At 72.4% G+C, this 17,631-nt stretch carries 14 protein-coding genes; 10 read left to right on the top strand and 4 right to left on the bottom strand.

Annotation, left to right across the window (positions count from 1 at the left end):
* Positions 1–3 precede the first annotated feature (3 nt).
* Positions 4–2,268 (top strand): sensor histidine kinase, encoded by a 2,265-nt coding sequence (locus tag ACZ6TI_RS24185; protein WP_465347394.1) that lies wholly within the window; start codon positions 4–6, stop codon positions 2,266–2,268.
* The gene (locus ACZ6TI_RS24180; RefSeq protein ID WP_465347393.1) at positions 2,265–2,921 is read left to right on the top strand and encodes a response regulator; all 657 of its coding nucleotides are present in this window, start codon (positions 2,265–2,267) and stop codon (positions 2,919–2,921) included. The genes ACZ6TI_RS24185 and ACZ6TI_RS24180 overlap by 4 nt, the downstream gene beginning before the upstream one ends.
* Here the strand turns inward: ACZ6TI_RS24180 and pgm are convergent.
* Positions 2,918–4,561, bottom strand: coding sequence for a phosphoglucomutase (alpha-D-glucose-1,6-bisphosphate-dependent) (pgm, locus tag ACZ6TI_RS24175; RefSeq protein WP_465347392.1), 1,644 nt, complete (start codon positions 4,559–4,561; stop codon positions 2,918–2,920). The two genes, ACZ6TI_RS24180 and pgm, sit on opposite strands and share 4 nt — an antisense overlap.
* A 113-nt stretch (positions 4,562–4,674) precedes the next feature.
* Between pgm and ACZ6TI_RS24170 the strand changes: the two genes are divergently transcribed.
* The 3 genes from ACZ6TI_RS24170 to ACZ6TI_RS24160 are packed head-to-tail and all read left to right on the top strand — an operon-like array spanning position 4,675 to position 7,492.
* The gene (locus tag ACZ6TI_RS24170; RefSeq protein ID WP_465347391.1) at positions 4,675–6,324 is read left to right on the top strand and encodes a copper resistance CopC/CopD family protein; all 1,650 of its coding nucleotides are present in this window, start codon (positions 4,675–4,677) and stop codon (positions 6,322–6,324) included.
* Positions 6,325–6,358: 34 nt separating this feature from the next.
* A complete protein-coding gene (locus tag ACZ6TI_RS24165; protein WP_465347390.1) occupies positions 6,359–6,703 on the top strand; it encodes an STAS domain-containing protein in 345 nt (114 codons plus the stop codon).
* A gap of 9 nt (positions 6,704–6,712) precedes the next feature.
* Complete coding sequence (locus tag ACZ6TI_RS24160; RefSeq protein ID WP_465347389.1) at positions 6,713–7,492, top strand: YaaA family protein; 780 nt, start codon at positions 6,713–6,715, stop codon at positions 7,490–7,492.
* Between the two features lie 17 nt (positions 7,493–7,509).
* Here the strand turns inward: ACZ6TI_RS24160 and ACZ6TI_RS24155 are convergent, their stop codons facing one another.
* On the bottom strand, positions 7,510–8,115 hold the full coding sequence (locus ACZ6TI_RS24155) for an FKBP-type peptidyl-prolyl cis-trans isomerase (protein WP_465347388.1): 606 nt from the start codon (positions 8,113–8,115) through the stop codon (positions 7,510–7,512).
* 171 nt (positions 8,116–8,286) lie between these two features.
* Here ACZ6TI_RS24155 and ACZ6TI_RS24150 point away from each other — a divergent pair, with 171 nt between their 5' ends.
* The 4 genes from ACZ6TI_RS24150 (at position 8,287) to ACZ6TI_RS24135 (ending at position 15,256) form a co-directional block, all read left to right on the top strand.
* Positions 8,287–9,213, top strand: coding sequence for a hypothetical protein (locus ACZ6TI_RS24150; protein WP_465347387.1), 927 nt, complete (start codon positions 8,287–8,289; stop codon positions 9,211–9,213).
* Between the two features lie 48 nt (positions 9,214–9,261).
* Positions 9,262–13,305 carry an MMPL family transporter gene (locus ACZ6TI_RS24145; RefSeq protein WP_465347386.1) on the top strand — a complete coding sequence of 1,348 codons (4,044 nt, stop codon included), beginning with the start codon at positions 9,262–9,264 and terminating at the stop codon, positions 13,303–13,305.
* 91 nt (positions 13,306–13,396) lie between these two features.
* Positions 13,397–14,515 carry a peptidoglycan recognition protein family protein gene (locus ACZ6TI_RS24140; RefSeq protein WP_465347385.1) on the top strand — a complete coding sequence of 373 codons (1,119 nt, stop codon included), beginning with the start codon at positions 13,397–13,399 and terminating at the stop codon, positions 14,513–14,515.
* Between the two features lie 249 nt (positions 14,516–14,764).
* Entirely contained in the window at positions 14,765–15,256 is a 492-nt protein-coding gene (locus tag ACZ6TI_RS24135; RefSeq protein ID WP_465347384.1) for an anthrone oxygenase family protein, read from the top strand.
* On the opposite strand, the gene ACZ6TI_RS24130 is transcribed toward ACZ6TI_RS24135, so the two are convergent.
* On the bottom strand, positions 15,253–15,771 hold the full coding sequence (locus ACZ6TI_RS24130) for a TrmH family RNA methyltransferase (RefSeq protein ID WP_465347383.1): 519 nt from the start codon (positions 15,769–15,771) through the stop codon (positions 15,253–15,255). The genes ACZ6TI_RS24135 and ACZ6TI_RS24130 overlap by 4 nt on opposite strands.
* Positions 15,772–16,444: 673 nt before the next feature.
* On the opposite strand from ACZ6TI_RS24130, the gene ACZ6TI_RS24125 reads away from it, so the two are divergent.
* Positions 16,445–16,840 (top strand): hypothetical protein, encoded by a 396-nt coding sequence (locus ACZ6TI_RS24125; RefSeq protein ID WP_465347382.1) that lies wholly within the window; start codon positions 16,445–16,447, stop codon positions 16,838–16,840.
* A gap of 29 nt (positions 16,841–16,869) precedes the next feature.
* Here the strand turns inward: ACZ6TI_RS24125 and ACZ6TI_RS24120 are convergent, their stop codons facing one another.
* Positions 16,870–17,493, bottom strand: a complete 624-nt coding sequence (locus ACZ6TI_RS24120; protein WP_465347381.1) for a DUF6082 family protein — start codon at positions 17,491–17,493, stop codon at positions 16,870–16,872.
* Between the last annotated feature and the right edge of the window lie 138 nt (positions 17,494–17,631).

The following is a 17,631-nucleotide window of genomic DNA, read 5'->3' as shown; positions in this document are numbered from 1 at the left end:
ATCATGGGCCGCCGCACCGACTGGATCCTGCCCGCCGCGCTCGCCGCCGTTCAGCTCGCGGCGTGGCCGGGCCTCGCGGCGCTGGACGATCGGGCGCTGTCCGCGCCGCAGGTCGCGGTCGTGCTGGCGGTGACCGTCATCGCGGGCGTCGCCCTGTCGTTCCGGCGCTCCTCGCCGGTGGCCGCGGCCGCCGCCGTCGTCGTGGTCCTCGCGGCCGGCGGATGGGGTGTGCCCGCCGACGACCTGCTCGTCATCTCGCTCTCCGACCTGATCGTGCTCTTCTCGGTCGCCGTGCACCGCTCCCCGCGAACCGCGCTGCTGGTCGCCGCGGGAGTGGCCGCCGAGCAGGTCGCCATGGTGCTTCGGACGCCCGCCGAGCCGGGCCTGCCGCGCGCCGCCGAGTTCGCGTTGATCGTGGTGAGTTGCCTGGTCGTGGTCGCGGCCGGGCGGCGCCGGGCGCGCTGGCACGCCGAGCGGGCGGCCGCGGCGGAGCGGTTCGCGGTGGCCGAGGCGAAACGGGCCGGCGCCGCCGAGAGCGAGCGGCTGCGGCTGGCCCGTGAGCTGCACGACGTGACCGCCCACCACCTGACCTCGATCGTGGTGTCCACCTCGGCCGCGCAGCGCCTCGCGGACCGGCGGCCGGCGCTGGTCGCCGAGGCCCTGGACCACGCCGCGCGGACCGGCCGCGAGACCCTCGACGCGCTGCGCCGGCTGGTCGCGATCATGCAGACGCCGCCCGCGCCGGCATTGCCGGACCTGGTCGAATCGTTCCGGGCCGCGGGCCTGACGGTCACGCTGAGCGTGCCCGGCGGGCCGCTGCCCGAGGCGGTGCCGGGCATCGTGCGGGAGGCCCTCACCAACGTCCTGCGGTACGCGCCGGGAGCACCGGCCCGAGTCACGGTGACCACCGACGACGGCCGCACCGAGCTCACCGTGGACGACGACGGCCCGGCCGGCGGCGCCACCCCGCACCACCTGGGCGGCGGAAACGGCATCGACGGCATGCGGGAGCGGGCCGCGGCGGACGGCGGCGTGCTGACCGCGGGACCCCGGCCCGGCGGCGGCTGGCGGGTCCGCGCCGAGTTCCGCACGGCGCGGCCGAAGCGGGCCGAGCGTCCCTGGGCCGCGCACCTCATCGACGCCGCCCTGGTCGTGCTGGCGCTCGCCGGGCCGGCCTTCGCCATCGCCGAGCTGCTGGTGCGTCCGGGTCTGCCGACGGCCGGCCAGCCCGCCCTGATCATGCTGGCCGCGGCCGTGCACGCGGTGCCGCTGATGCTGCGCCGCACCCACCCGTGGGCCGTCCTCGCCGCGGTGGCCCTGACCGGGTGGTGCCTGCCGCTGCTGCTGGCCGCCGGCCTGCTGCCGCCCGGCACCGGCTGGCTGGTCGTCACCATCGGCGGCGCCGACCTGCTGGCCGCGCACGCGGTCGCCCGCTACGGCCGCCGCCCGAAGACCGACTGGCTGGCGTCGCTGGCCGCCTACGTCTCGTTGTCCCTGCTGATCGGCTCGGTGTTCACGCTGGCGCCGCCGGACGACGTCGAACGGCCGCCCTGGTTCGCCATGCTCGTGATCTTCACCGCGATGGCCGCGATCGCGCTGATCCAGCCGTTCCTGGTGGCGTGGGTGACCGGCTGGGCGGTCCGGCGCCGCCGGGTCGACGTCGCCGCCCGCGAGGAGCACGCGGTGGCCTGGTCGGCCTTCCACTCGCGGGCCGCGGCGGACGCCGAGCGCGCCCGCATCGCCGAGGGTCTGGGCACCGCCGTGCTGCGGCGCACCGAGCAGATGATCGCCGCGGCGGACGCGCGGGACGTGGACGGCGTGCTCGCCGGTGCGCGGGCCGCGCTGGAGGCCATGCGCGGCCTGCTGCAGGACCTGCGCGCCCCGGACGACGCCGCCCGCGCGCCACAGCCCGCCCTCGCCGCGGTGCCCGCCCTGGTCGACCGCTGGCGCGAGCACGGCCGGCAGGTCGACCTGCGGATCACGGACGCGCCCCGCCCGCTGCCCGCCGACCTCGACGTGTCCGCCTATCGGGCGGTGGAGTTGCTGCTGGCGGCGGAGACCGGCCCGGTGCGGGTGGACGTGGACGCGAGCGGCAGCCCGGTGCGCCTGGAGGTGCGGCCCGCTCCCCCGGACCCGGACGGCGAGATCGCGGCGGGACTGCGGGCCCGCGCGCACGCCACCGGGGGCACGGTCGAGGAGTTTCCCGGCGGCCTGGCGGTGCTGCTGCCGGCACGCCTGATCGAGGAGGTGGCGACATCGACGCCGTGACGGTCCGGGTGCTCGTGGTGGACGACCAGCACATGGTGCGGGCGGGCATCGCGGCCATGGTCGACGCCGAGGACGACCTGGAGGTGGTGGGCGAGGCCGGCGACGGCGCGGCGGCGCTCGAGCTGGCCGCGCGCACCCGTCCGGACGTGGTGCTGATGGACATCCGGATGCCCGGCATGGACGGCCTGACCGCGACCGAGCGGCTGACCGCCGGCGACGACCCGCCGCGGGTCCTGGTGCTGACCACCTTCCACCAGGACGCGTACGTGTACGAGGCGCTGCGCGCCGGCGCCTCCGGCTTCCTCCTCAAGGACGCCCTGCCCGCGGATCTGCTGGCCGCCGTCCGGGTGGTGGCCGACGGCGCGGCCATGCTCAGCCCGGCCGTCACCCGGCGCCTGATCGACCGGTTCAGCACCGGCGGCCTGACCCGCCCGCCGGATACCGCACGCCTGGCCGGCCTCACCCCGCGCGAACGGGACGTGCTGCTCGCGATCGCCTCCGGCCTGTCGAACGCGGAGATCGGCGACCACCTGGGCATCTCCACCGGCACGGTGAAGGTGCACGTCAACACGCTGCTCGGCAAGCTCGGCGTGCGCGACCGCGTGCAGGCCACCATCGCGGCCTATGACATGGGACTGGTCCGTCCGGCCTAACCCTTGAGGGCCGCGGACACCACGGCCCGCGCCTCCTCCTGGATGGTGGCCAAGTGGTCCGGGCCGTGGAACGACTCGGCGTAGATCTTGTAGACGTCCTCGGTGCCGGACGGCCGGGCCGCGAACCAGCCGGACTCGGTGGCCACCTTGAGCCCGCCGATCGGCGCGCCGTTGCCCGGCGCCGAGGTCAGCACCTGGGTGATCGGCTCGCCGTCGAGCTCCTTGGCGGTCACCTGCTCGGGAGACAGCCTGCCCAGGATGGCCTTCTCCTCGCGGGTGGCGGGCGCGTCGATCCGGGCGTACGCCGGGGATCCGAATTTCTCGACCAGGTCGCGGTAGTGTTCGCTGGGCGTGCGTCCGGTGGTGGCCAGGATCTCGGAGGCCAGCAGGTCGAGCAGCAGGCCGTCCTTGTCGGTGCTCCAGACGCTGCCGTCGCGGCGCAGGAACGACGCCCCCGCGCTCTCCTCGCCGCCGAAGCCGATCGAGCCGTCCAGCAGGCCGGGCACGAACCACTTGAAGCCGACCGGCACCTCGTCGAGGCGCCGGCCCAGGTCGGCGGCGACCCGGTCGATCATCGAGGAGGACACCAGGGTCTTGCCGATGGCGGCGCCGGACGGCCACTCGGTGCGCACCCGGAACAGATAGGAGATGGCGACCGACAGGTAGTGGTTGGGGTTCATCAGGCCGCCGTCCGGCGTCACGATGCCGTGCCGGTCGGCGTCCGCGTCGTTGCCGGTGGCGATCTGGAAGCGGTCCTTCTGCTGGATCAGCGACGCCATCGCGGACGGCGACGAGCAGTCCATCCGGATCTTGCCGTCCCAGTCCAGCGTCATGAAGCCGAAGGTCGGGTCCACGTTCGGGTTCACCACGGTCAGGTCCAGGCCGTAGTGGCTGCCGATCTCACCCCAGTACGCCACGCTCGCGCCGCCCAGCGGGTCGGCCCCGATCCGCACGCCGGCCGCGCGGATGGCGTTCAGGTCGATCACCTGCGCCAGATCCTCCACGTACGCGGCCAGATAGTCGTACCCGGTGACCAGGTCTGAGGCCCGGGCCCGCGCGGCCGGAATCCGCCGCACGTCGGTGAGGCCCGCGGCGATCAGCGCGTTCGCCCGGTCCTGGATCCATTTCGTCGCGTCGGTGTCCGCCGGACCGCCGTTCGGCGGGTTGTACTTGAAGCCGCCGTCGGCCGGCGGGTTGTGCGACGGCGTGACCACCACCCCGTCGGCCAGCCCGTCCGTGCGCCCCCGGTTGTAGGTCAGGATGGCCACCGAGACGGCCGGCGTCGGCGTGTAACCGTCCCGGCTGTCCACCCGGACGGTGACGTCGTTCGCGGCGAACACCTCGAGCGCGGTGATCATCGCCGGCTCGCTCAGCGCGTGCGTGTCCCGGCCCAGGTAGAGCGGGCCGTCGGTGCCCTGCTCCCGGCGGTATTCGACGATCGCCTGGCTGGTGGCGGCGATGTGGTCCTCGTTGAAGGCCGTGTTGAGGCTCGATCCACGGTGCCCGGACGTGCCGAAGGCGACCCGCTGGCCGACCACCTCCGGATCGGGATGTTCGGTGTAATACGCCGACACGACCCTGGGGACGTCGATCAGGTCGGCCGGTTGCGCAGGCTGCCCGGCGCGGGGATTAACGGACATCAGGGGCCTCCTGGGGAGCGTGGACCTGCCCGGATCGTATCGTCGTCACCTACCCCCGGGATGCGATCGGTAAGCCGTTGAACCAATTGGTCCGCACATCCGAACTACCTGGTGTGACCCACGCCTGGCGCGCACGCGTCCTGGTGCTGGTCGTCGCCGGTCTCGGCCTGTTGCTGGCGCCCGCGTCGGCCAGCGCGCACGCCACCCTCGTCGCCTCGACCCCGGAGGCGGGCAGCATCCTCGGCAGCTCGCCGGCCGAGATCACGCTCACCTTCAACGAGGACGTCAGCGCACTGCCCGACCGCACCCAGGTGCTGGCGCCGGACGGCAAGCGGATCAGCGAGTCGGTCACCTCCCGCGGCAACGTGATCACGATCAGGCTGCGCACGGCCGACCGCCCGCTGGGCACGTACCTGGTCAGCTATCGGATCGTCTCGGCCGACAGCCACCCGATCGGCAACGCGCTGGTCTTCTCGGTGGGCGCGCCCTCGGCGCGACCGGCCGAGACCGATCCCACCGAGGTCCACGGTTCGGTCACGGCCGCGGTCCCCACCTTCAAATTCCTCGGGTACGCGGGACTCACGCTGGCCGTGGGCCCAGCCTTGTTCCTGGCCCTGCTCTGGCCCCGGCGCCTGTCCCGGCGTGGTCCGTCGCGGCTGGTGTACGCCGGCCTCGGCCTGATCGCCGTCGCGACCCTCGGCGCCCTCTGGACCCAGGCGCCCTACGCGAGCGGCGCCCCGCTCTGGGACGTGTCGTTCACCGAGCTCTCCGGGGTGTTCACCAGCGAGTTCGGCGTGGTGCTGACGGCCCGCCTGGCGGTGCTGGCGCTGATCGCCGGCCTGCTTCCCCCGCTGCTGCGCGGTGGCGCCGGGCGGCCGCGCGCGCTCGCCCTGATCGCCCTCGCGCTGGGCGGCACGACCACCTGGCCGCTCACCGGGCACGCCGTGGCGTCCCAGCTCAGCGGCGTGGTGATCGCCGCCGACGTGGTGCACGTCGCGGCCATGTCGGTGTGGCTCGGCGGCCTGGTCACGCTGGCCGCGTTCCTGCTGCGCCGGCGGCACGCGCGGGTGCTCGCGGTGATCCTGCCGGCCTGGTCGCGCTGGGCCGCCCTGGCGGTGGTCTGGCTGGCCGGCGGCGGCATCGTCCAGGCGGTCGTGCACGTCGGCTCGGTGCCCGCGCTCTGGCAGACCGCCTATGGGCAGCTGCTGCTGGCCAAGACCGCGATCCTGGCCGGCGTGCTGGGCGTCGCGTTCCTGGCCCGCCGATTCGTGCTGCGCGGACAGGTCTCGTCGGCCGGGCCGGCCCGGCTGTGGCGCACGGTCGGCGTGGAGCTGGCCGCGACCACGGCGATCCTGGCGGTAAGCGCGGCGCTGGTGCAGACCACGCCGGGCAACGCGGTGACCCGCGAGCGGGCCGAGCCGGTCGAGGACGGCTTCTCGCAGACCCTCACCTCGGATCTCTACACGATGCAGTTCAACATCTACCCGGTCGAGATCGGCGAGTGGAACACCGTGCACGGCATGACGTACACGCCGGAGGGCAAACCGCTACCGGCGGCACAGTGGACGGTCACCACCCGGCTGCTCGGGCCGGACGTCGAGCCGGTGTCCGAGCCGATGCTGCCGCTGCACCCCCGCAACGACGCGCTGGGCTCGCTGACGTTCCCGCTGGCCGGCACGTACGAGATCAGCTTCACCATCCGCACCACCGAGATCGATCAGGCGACCGTGCGCACCAGGGTCACGGTGCCGGCCACCGGTTAGGTTCAGCCGGGGCGGATCTGGGCAGACCTGGCCCATGCACGTGTCCGTGGTCGGCAATCCGGACGACACCGCCGTCGTCACCGTGCGCGGGCACCTCGACCTGGACAGCGCGCCCGTGCTCACCACGACGCTCGACCAGGTCCTGGAACGCCCGCATCCCCGGGTCGTCGTCGACCTGTCCGGCGTCGAGTTCTGCGACTCGATCGGGCTGAGCGCGTTCGTCGTCGGCCAGCGCCGCGCGGGCGACGCCGGCGGCTGGGTGCGGCTGGCCGCCCCCGGCGAATGGCTGGCCGGGCTGCTCGACACGGTCGGGCTGACCGGGCGCATCGGCGTCTATGCCACGGTGGCCGAGGCGCTGGCCGATCGCGGCGACGGCTAATCTCGCTGCGTGCTGATCCTGCTGCCACCGTCCGAGGGCAAGACCGCGCCGGCCGCCGGCGAGCCCGCCGAACCGGCCGCGATGTTCCTGCCGCAGCTGGCCCGGGCCCGCACGCGAGTGCTGGCCAAGGTCGTCGCGATGTGCGCGCGGACCAGCGCCCGCAGCGTCGCCGCGTCGCTGGGTGTGCTCGGGCTGAGCGCCGGCCAGCGGGACGAGATCACGCGCAACGCGACGCTGCGCGAGGCGCCCGCCGCGCCGGCCGCCGAGGTCTACAGTGGCGTGCTGTACGAGGCGCTGGACGCGCACGGGCTGCCGCCGCAGGCGCGGGCTTGGCTGGACCAGCGGGCGGTGGTGTTCTCCGGGTTGTGGGGCGCGCTGCGGCTGCCCGACCGGATCCCGGCCTACCGGTGCTCGGCCGGGGTGGTGCTGCCCGGGATCGGCGGGCTCACCCCGTACTGGAAGAAGGTCTTGAGCGGACCGCTGGAGGCGGCGGCCGCCGACGGCCCGGTGCTCGATCTCAGATCGGGCGCCTACGCGGCGATGTGGACGCCGGGCGGGGCGGTGGCCGAGCGCACGGTGGCGCTGCGGGTGCTGCACGGTGGCGCGGTGGTGAGCCATTTCAACAAGGCCACGAAGGGCCGGCTGGTGCGCTCGCTGGCGGTCTCCGGCGCGCGGCCCGCGACAGCCGACGAGCTGATCGAGGTGCTGCGCGAGAAGCACGACGTGCGAGAGCGGCCCACCGTGGCGGGCCGCCCTCGACAGCTGGATCTGATCGTCAGCGAGCTTTAGGCCCAAGAGCTTCAGGCCTAAGCAGCGTTGAGCACGTCGATCACGAAGCGGAGGTCGCCGGCCGGCTGGCCACCGGTCGGGGCCTCGCCGTAACCCATCTCGGCGGGGATGTCGAGCTGCACCCGGCTGCCGACGGAGACGCCGATCAGGCCCTCGTCCCAGCCCTTGATCAGGTTGCCGGTGCCGATCGGGAAGGTGACCGGCTGGCCGTTGGTCCAGGACGAGTCGAAGACCTTGCCGTCCTTGTAGGTCACTCCGACGTAGTTGACGGTGAGCTGCTTGCCCGCCGTCACCTTCGGACCGCGGCCGACCACCAGCGGGGTCACCTTCAGCTCGGTCACGTCGCCCTTGCCGGCGGTCACCTCGGGCGGCGCCTGCAGCCGCGGGTCGATCGCCTGCCCGGCCGGCGCCTCCGGGGACGAAGCCTCCGGGGACGGGGCCTCGGCGGCCGACTCGGACACGGCCGGCACCGGCGCCGCGGCCGTCGGCGTGTCCGACCCGCCGGAGTTCACCACGGCGAAAACGACCACCAGCACGGCGATCAGCGCGACGCCGGCGAGCGCCCCCGCGATGGCGCGGCCGCGGCCCTGCGCGTTCCCCGCACGCTGACGACTGTCAATCATTGGCTCTGCTCGCGCTCCTTGTCCGGATTCGACGGAAACTCCGCACACGGTACTCGTCCGCCTGTCGGCGCTCGCCGCCGAACCACCGATCCCCGTGATCAACCGTCCGGCTGGTTACTCAATCAACTCTGGTTAGTCACTCATCGGGATGAGATTGTGGGACTCCCCCCGATGACCTGGAGTGTCGGTTTGCCGGACGACGACCGCTGGGCGGGTCGCCAGGGCCAGACGCCGCGCCGCCCTTTCCCCGTGCCGGCCGCGCTGCTGCAGGACAGCCGCCGGCCGTTCACCGAGTTCCTCATGCCCGCGTCCGTGATCCTCGCGGGCGTGCTGCTGGTGGTGGCCTTCGGCTTCATCATCAACCGGGCGATGAACGACTCCGACAACGACGCGGCCTCGCTGCCGCTGCCGCCGCCGGCCCTCGGCGACTTCGGCCCGTCCCCGTCCGATCAGGCGGTCATCCCGATCCCGAGCGCGCCGCCGTCGTCCTCCGCGACGCCGTCGCCGACGCCGTCGCGCACCACGCCGCCGGCCCGCAAGACCCGCCCGGCGCAGGAGATCGACATCGACCGCGGCTCGGTGCCGTCGGTGGTCGACCTGTCCGGTGAGGGTGACCGCGACTGGGTGCACTGGGGTCAGGAGGGCACCTTCTCGCTGGAGCGGGCGGACGGCGGCGACTTCCAGATCCTGGAGGGCGCGCCCACCGCGCCGCGGTTCCGGCACGACCGCAGCCCGCAGCGGTTCCGGTGGCGTGACGGCTCGCCGGTGGAGAGCTCCGACGGCGTCTCGTCCGGCATCAACACCTGCGACAAGGGCAACGGCTTCACGCTGTCGGTGCCGGCCTCGAGCAGCACCCGGGTGCTCCGGCTCTATGTCGGCGTGCAGGGCGCCCGCGGGCGGCTCGAGGCCAAGCTGTCCACCGGCGGCGGCGCCGAGTCGGCCACCCTGGAACAACGCGGCCGTTCGCTGGCCACCGCGGTCTTCACGGTGACATACCACGCGTCCAAGGACGGCAAGCTCAACCTGTCCTGGATCACCGCCGACGAGTTCGTCGACGGCTGCGGCGGCGTCGCCCTGCAAGCGGCCACGCTGCGATGATCCGGCGATTACGGGGTTGATCGGCGTTCGCCGGGGAAGGGGATCTGCGTGTTCGCCGCGTGGGGATCTTGGATCGCCCGGTTCCGCGTCGCCGTGCTCTGCGCAGCCCTGGCCGCGGTGGCCGGGGCCGGCGCGTGGGGCTTCGGTGTCTTCGGCGAGCTGACCGAGGGCGGCTACCACGATCCCGGCAGCGAGTCGACCCGCGCGGCCGAGGTGGTCGAGGAGCAGTTCGGCGCGCGGGGCGGCGACGTCATCCTGATCCTGACGCCGGCGAACACGCCGATCGGCGACGCGGCGCTGGGCCGGCGCGTGGAGAACATGCTCGACCGGCTGCCACGCGAGGCGGTGACCCGGTCCGACTCGTACTGGGTGGCGCGGGCGCCGCAATATCTGTCGGCGGACAAGCGCAGCGCGGTGGTGGTGCTGACGCTCGCCGGGGCGGACGACGGGGCGAAGCTGTCCGCGTACCGGGAGATCGACGACCGGTTCGGTGTGGAGGGCGCCCGGGTGCAGGCGGCCGGGGCGTTGCCGCTCGCCGCCGCGTCGTCCGAGCTGAGCACCTCGGACCTGGGCAGGGCCGAGGCGATCTCGCTGCCGATCGTGCTGATCCTGCTGCTGTTCATCTTCGGCTCGCTGGTCGCCGCGTCGCTGCCGGTGCTGGTCGGCGGCTGCGCGGTGCTGGGCTCGCTGGGCGTGCTGCACGCGGTCGCATTGAGCCACGACGTCAACTCGTTCGCGGTGAACGTGGCCAGCCTGCTCGGCCTGGGCATGGCGATCGACTACGGCCTGTTCATGGTCGGCCGGTTCCGCGAGGAGCAGGCGGCCGGGCACTCCCCGTCCTCGGCGGTCTCCCGCACGGTGGCCACCGCCGGTCGCACGGTGCAGTTCTCCGCGACGTTGCTGATGATCGCGCTGGGCGGGCTGTTGCTGTTCCCGCAGGGCTTCCTGAAGTCACTCGCCTACGGCGGCCTGGCCGCGGTCGGCCTGGCCGCGCTCTTCTCACTCACCCTGCTGCCCGCGCTGCTGGCGATCCTCGGCCCGCGCGTCGACAAGCTGCCGATCAAGCTCCCCGGTCGCTCCTCGGCGGGCGCCGCCTGGGCCCGGCTGGCCGGCCTCGTCCTGCGCCGGCCGGTGCTGGTCGCGGTGCCGATCGTCGTCGGGCTGCTGGTGCTGGCCGCGCCGGTCCGGGGCGTGCAGTTCGGCGAGGCGGACGAACGGGTGCTGCCCGCGTCGAACACCGCCCGGCGGGCCCTCGAAACGCTCAAGGCGGACTTCCCGGCGCTGAGCACGGCGGGCATCCAGATCGTGGTGCGCGGCGGGGGCGCGACCGCCGGCTTCGCCGACCGGATCACACAGGTGCCCGGCATCGCGGAGGTCACGCCCGGCCAGTCCGCCGGTGGCGTGTCGGTCCTGACGGCCACCCTCGAAGACCCCGACCCCTTCGGTACGCCCGCCCGCAACGCCGTCCGCGACATCCGAGCCCTGTCCCCGCCGTCAGTGCTCGTCGGCGGCGCCACCGCCCGCAATGTGGACAGCCTGGACGCCACCGTCGACCGCCTGCCGCTGATGATCGCGTTACTGGCCGGGGCGACGCTGCTGCTGATGTTCCTGGCCTTCGGCTCACTGCTGCTGCCGGTCAAGGCGGTGCTGATGAGCGCGCTGTCACTGGCGGCGACGTTCGGCGTACTCGTCTGGGTCTTCCAGGACGGACATGGCGCCGGCCTGCTCGGGGTGACCCCCGCGCCACCCGAGATCGGCATCGTGGTGCTGATGGCCGCGGTGGTCTTCGGCCTCTCCACCGACTACGAGGTCTTCCTGCTCTCCCGCATGGTCGAGGCCCGAACCCGCGGCGCGTCCACAGCCGAGGCGGTGACCACCGGGCTCGCCCGAACCGGCCGCGTGATCAGCGCGGCGGCCTTGCTGTTGATCGTGGTGACCGGCGCGTTCGCCCTGTCCTCGGTGACGACGATGCGGTTCGTCGGGGTGGGCATGATTCTGGCGCTGGTGCTGGATGCGACGGTGGTTCGGATGTTGCTGGTGCCGGCGGTGCTGGGGTTGCTGGGGGACGCGGCCTGGTGGGCGCCGGGGCCGTTGCGGCGGTTGCAGGAGAGGGCGGGGCTGGCGGAGCATTCCGGCGCCGACTCGGATTCTGGTCCTGGTTCTTCCGGGTCTGGCTCTAGTTCCGGCTCCGTCTCTGGTTCCAGCTCTAGTTCCGGCACTGGCCCTGGCTCCGGCCCTGGTTCGGGTTCCGGCTCGGAAGAGCTGTTGTCGGTGGGGCGGCATGCTTCGCCGGCGGTTTCGCAGTCGTCGGGGATGTCGCGGCCGCGCCATGCGTCGTGGATCTCGGACGATGAGAAAGCGCGGCCGGATTGGGCGACCGAGAGGCCTCGCCGGTTGCCGGTCGACCGGGCGGCGTCGCCGTCGGCTGCGGGCGCTGGGCAGGCTGCGGAAGCTGGTTCGGACGGTGACCCGTCGCGGGACGTTGAGCCGCAATCGTCTGCGACGGTTTCGGGCGGGGAGACGGTCGGTGCTCAGGCATCTGCTGGCGGGGTTCCGGGGGCGGCGGAGGAAGGCACCCAAGCGGGCGCGGAGCCTCCGCCCGCGCCTGCCATCACCGGCTCCGCGGCCGCCGCCTCTCCCGCAGCCACGGCCAGCTCGCCAGCCGTTGCCGATTCCGCAGGTGCCCCAACGCCCACACCCGCCGGCTCCGCACGGACCGCTGCCTCTCCCGGCACCGCGAACGCCCCTATCCCCACACCCGCCGCCGCCTCCGCGAGCGCCGCTATCCCCGCAGCCGCAGCCGCCGCCTCCGCAGGCGCAGCCATTCCCACTACAGCCAGCTCCGCAAGCACCGCTGCGTCTCCGTCGGCCGCTCCCGCGTCGCCAGGCGCCGCCATTCCCACACCCGCCGCTGGCGCCGCGGGCACCGCCAACCCCTCACCCGCTGCCGGCTCCGCAAGCACCGCCAACCCCTCACCCGCTGCCGGCTCCGCAAGCACCGCCAACCCCTCACCCGCTGCCGGCTCCGCAAGCACCGCCAACCCCTCACCTGCTGCCAGCTCCGCAAGCGCCGCCACCTCCCCCACCCAGGCACCGGGTGGGCATCAAACTAAGCCTCCGCTACGACAATTTTCGACGCCCGACGGCCGCGCTGTGGACAACGCCGCTCCTTCGGCCGCGCCCGGCGCATCGGACCAGCCGGCGCCCATCGCGCCTAGCGCGCCGATCGGCCCAACCGCGCCCGACGGCACCCAATCGCAGCCCACGGCTGCGGCGGCCTCAGCCGCCGCCACCTCCCCCACCCAGGCACCGGGTGGGCATCAAACTAGGCCCCCGGTACGACAACTTCCGACCCCGGACGACCGCGCTGTGGACAACGCCGCTCCTTCGATCGCGCCAAGCGGGCCGGCCCGGCCGAACCCCGCCGGCACTCAAGCGCCGCACACTGCTCCAGCAGACGCAGGCTCGGCCACGCACCTAGTCCCCCAACCGCAGCCAGCCGCACACCCGGCACCCCAACCGCAGCCAGCCGCACACCCGAGAACCGAACCGCAGCCGATCACGCCTCCACGAGCCCACACTTCGCCCGGCAGCGCCGAGCCGGTCCCTGCCGCACCCGTCGGCCCCACCGCGCCCGCTCGCGACCAACCGCAGCCCGCAGCCGCGACGACGCCCTCAGCCGCCGCCACCTCCCCCACCCAGGCACCGGGTGGGCATCAAACTAAGCCCCCGGTACGACAACTTCCGACCCCGGACGACCACGCTGTGGACAACCCCCCGGAGACGCGGACGCCCGCCAACCCGAGCCGGACTGTCGTTGATCCGTCCACCGTGGACCTACGAGAAACCACAGAACGATCGACCGAACCACCAACCCTGCGCATCGACACCGGCGAGCAGCGGACCCTGCCCCCGCGCGACCCCGCCGAGCTGCCGCCGGACGAGGTCGAGACCGTCAACCTCGCCTCCCGCATGCCTCCGCAATCGGACGCCGGCAGCCCCGAGACCACCGCCGTGCTCGAGGTCGACCAGGCCGCCGCCGACCGGATCAAAGCCGCCGAGCGCCCGGCCCGGGTCCAGGAAGACGCCTGACGCGATAGCCGACCAGCAAGCTGCCCGCAGGCCCGATTGATGTCGGGTTGTCGGCAGCCGCGGCGCCGGGTGGTCCGCTAGGTTCGCACACATGCTTAGTCGTCGATCCTTGCTTCGCGGGGCCACCGGCCTCGCCGCGGCCGCGCCGCTGTCGCTTGCCCTGCGTGGCGAGGCGTTCGCCGCTGACGGTGACACCGTGCCGCAGACGCTGTCGGCCGCGCGGGGTGCCGTTCAGCCGGGCGTCACGCTCACGCCCGAGTTGCCGCTGACGCATCTCAGCGTGCCGGCCGGCGCGGACGTCCGGCTGCGGACCTCCGCCGGATGGCAGCCCTGGAGCACCGTGTCCGGCTGTCCCGGTGGCACCGATGCCGACCCGGCCGGCCCGGCTTCTGCGCTGGTGGCGGCTCGGGGCGTCACGGCGTACGAGATCAAGGGTGTTGAATCCGGTGCTGTCACCGAGTTGAACACTGTGGATGGCCCGGCGCGCGCGGTGGCGGCGGCGAGGCAGAAGTTGCCGCTGCCGCGGGCGGCCCGGTGTGACTGGCGGCCGCAATATCTGAGCCGGGCGGCGTGGGGGGCCGACGAGTCCTATCGCTACAACCCGGACGGGACGCTGGACACGCCACCCGCGTTCTTCCCGGTGCAGACGCTGACCGTGCACCACACCGGCGAGCCGGCGTTGGTCACCGGTGATCCCGCCGAGCACGTGCGCTCGATCTACCGCCTGCACGCGGTGGAGAACGACTGGGGCGACATCGGCTACCAGCTGCTGATCGACCGGAACGGCCGGGTCTACGAAGGGGTCTATTCGGACACCGACGCGGTGCCGGTGTTCGGGCCGGAGCTCTCCCCCGAGGGCCTGCCGCAGATGGTGAACGGCGCGCACGTGGCCGGCTTCAACGCGGGCAACATCGGCGTCTGCGTGCTCGGCAACACGGATCTGCAGCCGCCGACCAGCGCGGCCGTGCGCACGCTGGTCGTGGTGCTGGCCCTGCTCGCCAAGGCCTGCCGGCTCGACCCGGAGGGCACCACCAACTATGTCAACCCGATCTCCGGTTCGACCGCGACGCTGCGCACGATCTCGGGGCACGGGCAGTGGCACGACGCCAACCCGGCGGCCGGCGCCACCGATTGCCCCGGCGACAGCCTGCTCGATCAGCTCCCCGCGATCCGGCGCCGCGTCGGCGCGCTGACCCGGCTGCTTCCGTAGATCTTCGAGCGCGACCATCGGAAGTCCACCCACGCCGACGACCCCGATCGCCTCGAGGTAGGCGCCCCGTCGGACAGGTGGACCGCGAATCAGAGGAACGCGATGCCGAGAGGCCCTCGCCGAAGTGGCCGCGGGCCACTTCGGCGAAGCCGCATGATCACTACGCAGGCGCTTCCCTTGAGCGCCTCGCGTATGCGGCGTGGATCCTCAGCGATGGTCCGGCCGCCCGCACGCCGGTTGACTGGTGGCATGTTCGCACTGCGCGTGACCGCCCTGATCGCGGCAACCATGACCACCGGGCTGATGGCCGGGGTGTTCGGTCTGTACCAGCACACCGTGATGACCGGCCTGGGCCGCACCGACGACCGCACCTTCATCGGCGCCTTCCAGGCCCTGGACCGCGCCATCATCAACCCCTGGTTCATGCTCGGCTTCCTCGGCGCGCTGCTGTTCACCGCGGCGGCGTCCTTCCTCAACCCGGGCCGCGAACTGCTCCCGTGGGTGCTCGCCGCGCTCGTGCTCTACCTCGTGGTGTTCGCCGTGACGATGCTCGTGAACGTCCCGATGAACGACGCGCTCAAGGCCGCCGGCAGCCCCGATCGGATCGCTGATCTGGCCGGGGTGCGCCGGGCCTTCGACGAGGCGCGCTGGACCACGTGGAACCTGGTGCGCACGATCGCGTGCACGGCCGCGTTCGGCTGCCTCTGCTGGGCGCTGGTGGTGCGCGGCCGGCTCGGCTAGATCAGCCCGGCGAGCTTGTAGAGCACGAGCGAACCGGCGACCGAGACGTTGAGGCTCTGGCCGGTGCCCACCATCGGGATCTCCACCGCGCAGTCGAGCAGCTCCAGCGCCTCGGGCGGGATGCCGGTGCGCTCGTGCCCGAGGACCATGACGGTGCGGCGGCGGGCCGCCGGGAGGTCGGCGAGGCGGATGGCTTCGTCGGCGAGTTCCACGCCGACGACTCGCGCGCCGCCGGCCCGCTCGGCCGCGAGCCAGTCGGCCGGGTCCGAGACCCGATGGACGCAGGTGGGCCGGCGCAGCGTGTTGCCGCGGGCGAGTGCCTCGTCGATCCAGGCGGATTTGGGTACGGCCAGACAGGCGCCGACCGCATCGCAGGTGCGCAGGAGCGTGCCGAGATTGGCGCTGTGCATGGGCCACAGCGGGGCGGCGAGCAGATGCCCCCAGCAGCGGTGGGCCCGGGGCCGGCGGGCGGTGCGCAGATCCTTGCGGGTGCGCACCCGGATCGCGGGGCTCACCGGACGAGAGCGGAACCGCTCCGAGCGACGTCGAGAAACATGTCGGAAAGGCGCTTGGCGGCGCGCCCGGGCCATCACCGGCAACAAGGCTGCCGTAACGATAGCCGCGCTCGGCAATGCGCGCCATCGCACTTCTCGAATAGCCACAATGGCCGGTGTTGATCGGTTGAGTGGGTCGCGTCAGCCCTTTGCCGACGAAGGTGCCTCCCGCGGCCCGCGTCGCATGATCAACCCTTCGCGCCATCAGAACTGTTGCCACGTCAGCGATCCGTGTTGGGCGGCAGGCTCGCGCCGGATCGGCGCGCACGTCCACACGGCCCGTGCCGAACTGCACGGGCAAACTTTGCGAAATGCCAGGGTGTGCCCCTTCCGCCACGGGTAATGTCCGCGGCGGACGTCACCGGCCGCGGATCGCGCGGCGCTTGACGACATCTGACAAGGAAAGTCAAACGCGTCAACCGGTAACTCGGGAAACGACCTCGACTCGCCGGGACTATCTGCTATGTTCTTGACCGTCATGGACCGGAAGACGGCATGACGTAAAGCAATGAACGGACAGCAGATTGTAGTTCTTCGCGAGGCTATCCCTCTCCGGAGGCCGACCTCGTTCGCGACCCGAGCGTGGACCGCTGTTTATCTTGCATTTCTTTCATTTACGACGAGAAAGACAACAATGAACAATATCGCGAGTCGGATCGGTGAGTCGCGCCGTCCGTGGCGAGAAAATGTGAAGTGCATGACAAACCAGGGCTGCCCGGCCATCTGCCGGCTCGATAACGGCGATTTCGCCATCATCGGCCGCAGGGCGCCGAGCAGAATCCGGGAGCAGTTGAAGAATTTCGGCGCCGGCGTCGGCGCGGGTGAAGAGTCGATCACCATCGAGAAGACGCTCTTCCTGAACGCGGTCGGCGACCTCGCGGCCCGTGAGCTGGTGATGGCCAAGGTGCGACGGCTCAGTGAGTCGATCTTCGTCAACATCAGCATGTGGGCGGCTGCGGCCGTGGTCCGATTCCGCGCTGCAGCGCAGCGCTGGGCGACGCCGGGCGCGGCGCCCTACCGATTCGCCTGATCGGGGCGCGGCGGGGCCTCGGCAGGCGTTCACGACAGGCGCTGCCGAGGGTCCGCCGCTGCCGATGACACCTCTGCCAGGTCGGGGACGTCCGGCTCCGGCACGGCAGCGGCCTCCGCGCGACTTCGATAGCTGGCCCACGCGACCGTCATGAACTCGTCGTGCCGGCGCGACTTCTTCGCCAGCCAGCCCGGGCCGAAATCAGACCACCATTCGCGCGCGAGCGCGTCGGTGAAAAGCTCGTCGAAGGATGACCGCAGAAAGTCCGGGTCCAACTCGCCGATGTCCCACAGCAACAACCAGTGCGAGACCCACAGATTGTTCAGCAGTTTCCGGCGAGTCCGCTCCGGCGTGTCCCCCGCACGGGCTTCGTGACTCAGCCGCGGATCGTCCAGCATCAGCTTGATCAGCTCGAAGTGCCGCTCGCGGGCGCTGACCATGCGCGCCCAGACGACCTGCCGCCACTGCAGGGTCACCGAGAAGGCGACGCCGCACAAAGCCAGCCCGGAAAGAATGGCGGATATCGCGCCATAGGCCTGGCCGACGTCGGAAAGGGTCTGCCAATCCAGGTCGCTGCCGCCGGTGAGCCGTTGCAGAAAGAACGGAAACGACAGGATGGCGATCAAGAAAGCGGCCGTCAGGCCGAGGATCACCAACCCATTGATCCACCGCCGGGATGCATATCGACGAGCAGGCATACCGGCATTGTGACAAAGGCCTGCACGCTTTGTCCCGAAATGATCTTTGGTCAGATTTCACGCCGACCAGCGGGAAAGAAGCGGTCCGCCATG

Source organism: Actinoplanes sp. NPDC051388 (assembly GCF_055586225.1).
The sequence above is the reverse complement of the archived record's forward strand: the minus strand, read 5'-3'. Positions and strand labels throughout refer to the sequence as shown.

Bases quoted from the DNA above. Each gene is read 5' to 3' on its own strand.
- ACZ6TI_RS24125 (WP_465347382.1), top strand. From the start codon at position 16,445: ATGAACAATATCGCGAGTCGGATCGGTGAGTCGCGCCGTCCGTGGCGA.
- ACZ6TI_RS24135 (WP_465347384.1), top strand. From the start codon at position 14,765: ATGTTCGCACTGCGCGTGACCGCCCTGATCGCGGCAACCATGACCACC.
- ACZ6TI_RS24185 (WP_465347394.1), top strand. From the start codon at position 4: ATGGGCCGCCGCACCGACTGGATCCTGCCCGCCGCGCTCGCCGCCGTT.
- ACZ6TI_RS24140 (WP_465347385.1), top strand. From the start codon at position 13,397: ATGCTTAGTCGTCGATCCTTGCTTCGCGGGGCCACCGGCCTCGCCGCG.
- ACZ6TI_RS24165 (WP_465347390.1), top strand. From the start codon at position 6,359: ATGCACGTGTCCGTGGTCGGCAATCCGGACGACACCGCCGTCGTCACC.
- pgm (WP_465347392.1), bottom strand. From the start codon at position 4,561: ATGTCCGTTAATCCCCGCGCCGGGCAGCCTGCGCAACCGGCCGACCTG.
- ACZ6TI_RS24150 (WP_465347387.1), top strand. From the start codon at position 8,287: ATGACCTGGAGTGTCGGTTTGCCGGACGACGACCGCTGGGCGGGTCGC.
- ACZ6TI_RS24155 (WP_465347388.1), bottom strand. From the start codon at position 8,115: ATGATTGACAGTCGTCAGCGTGCGGGGAACGCGCAGGGCCGCGGCCGC.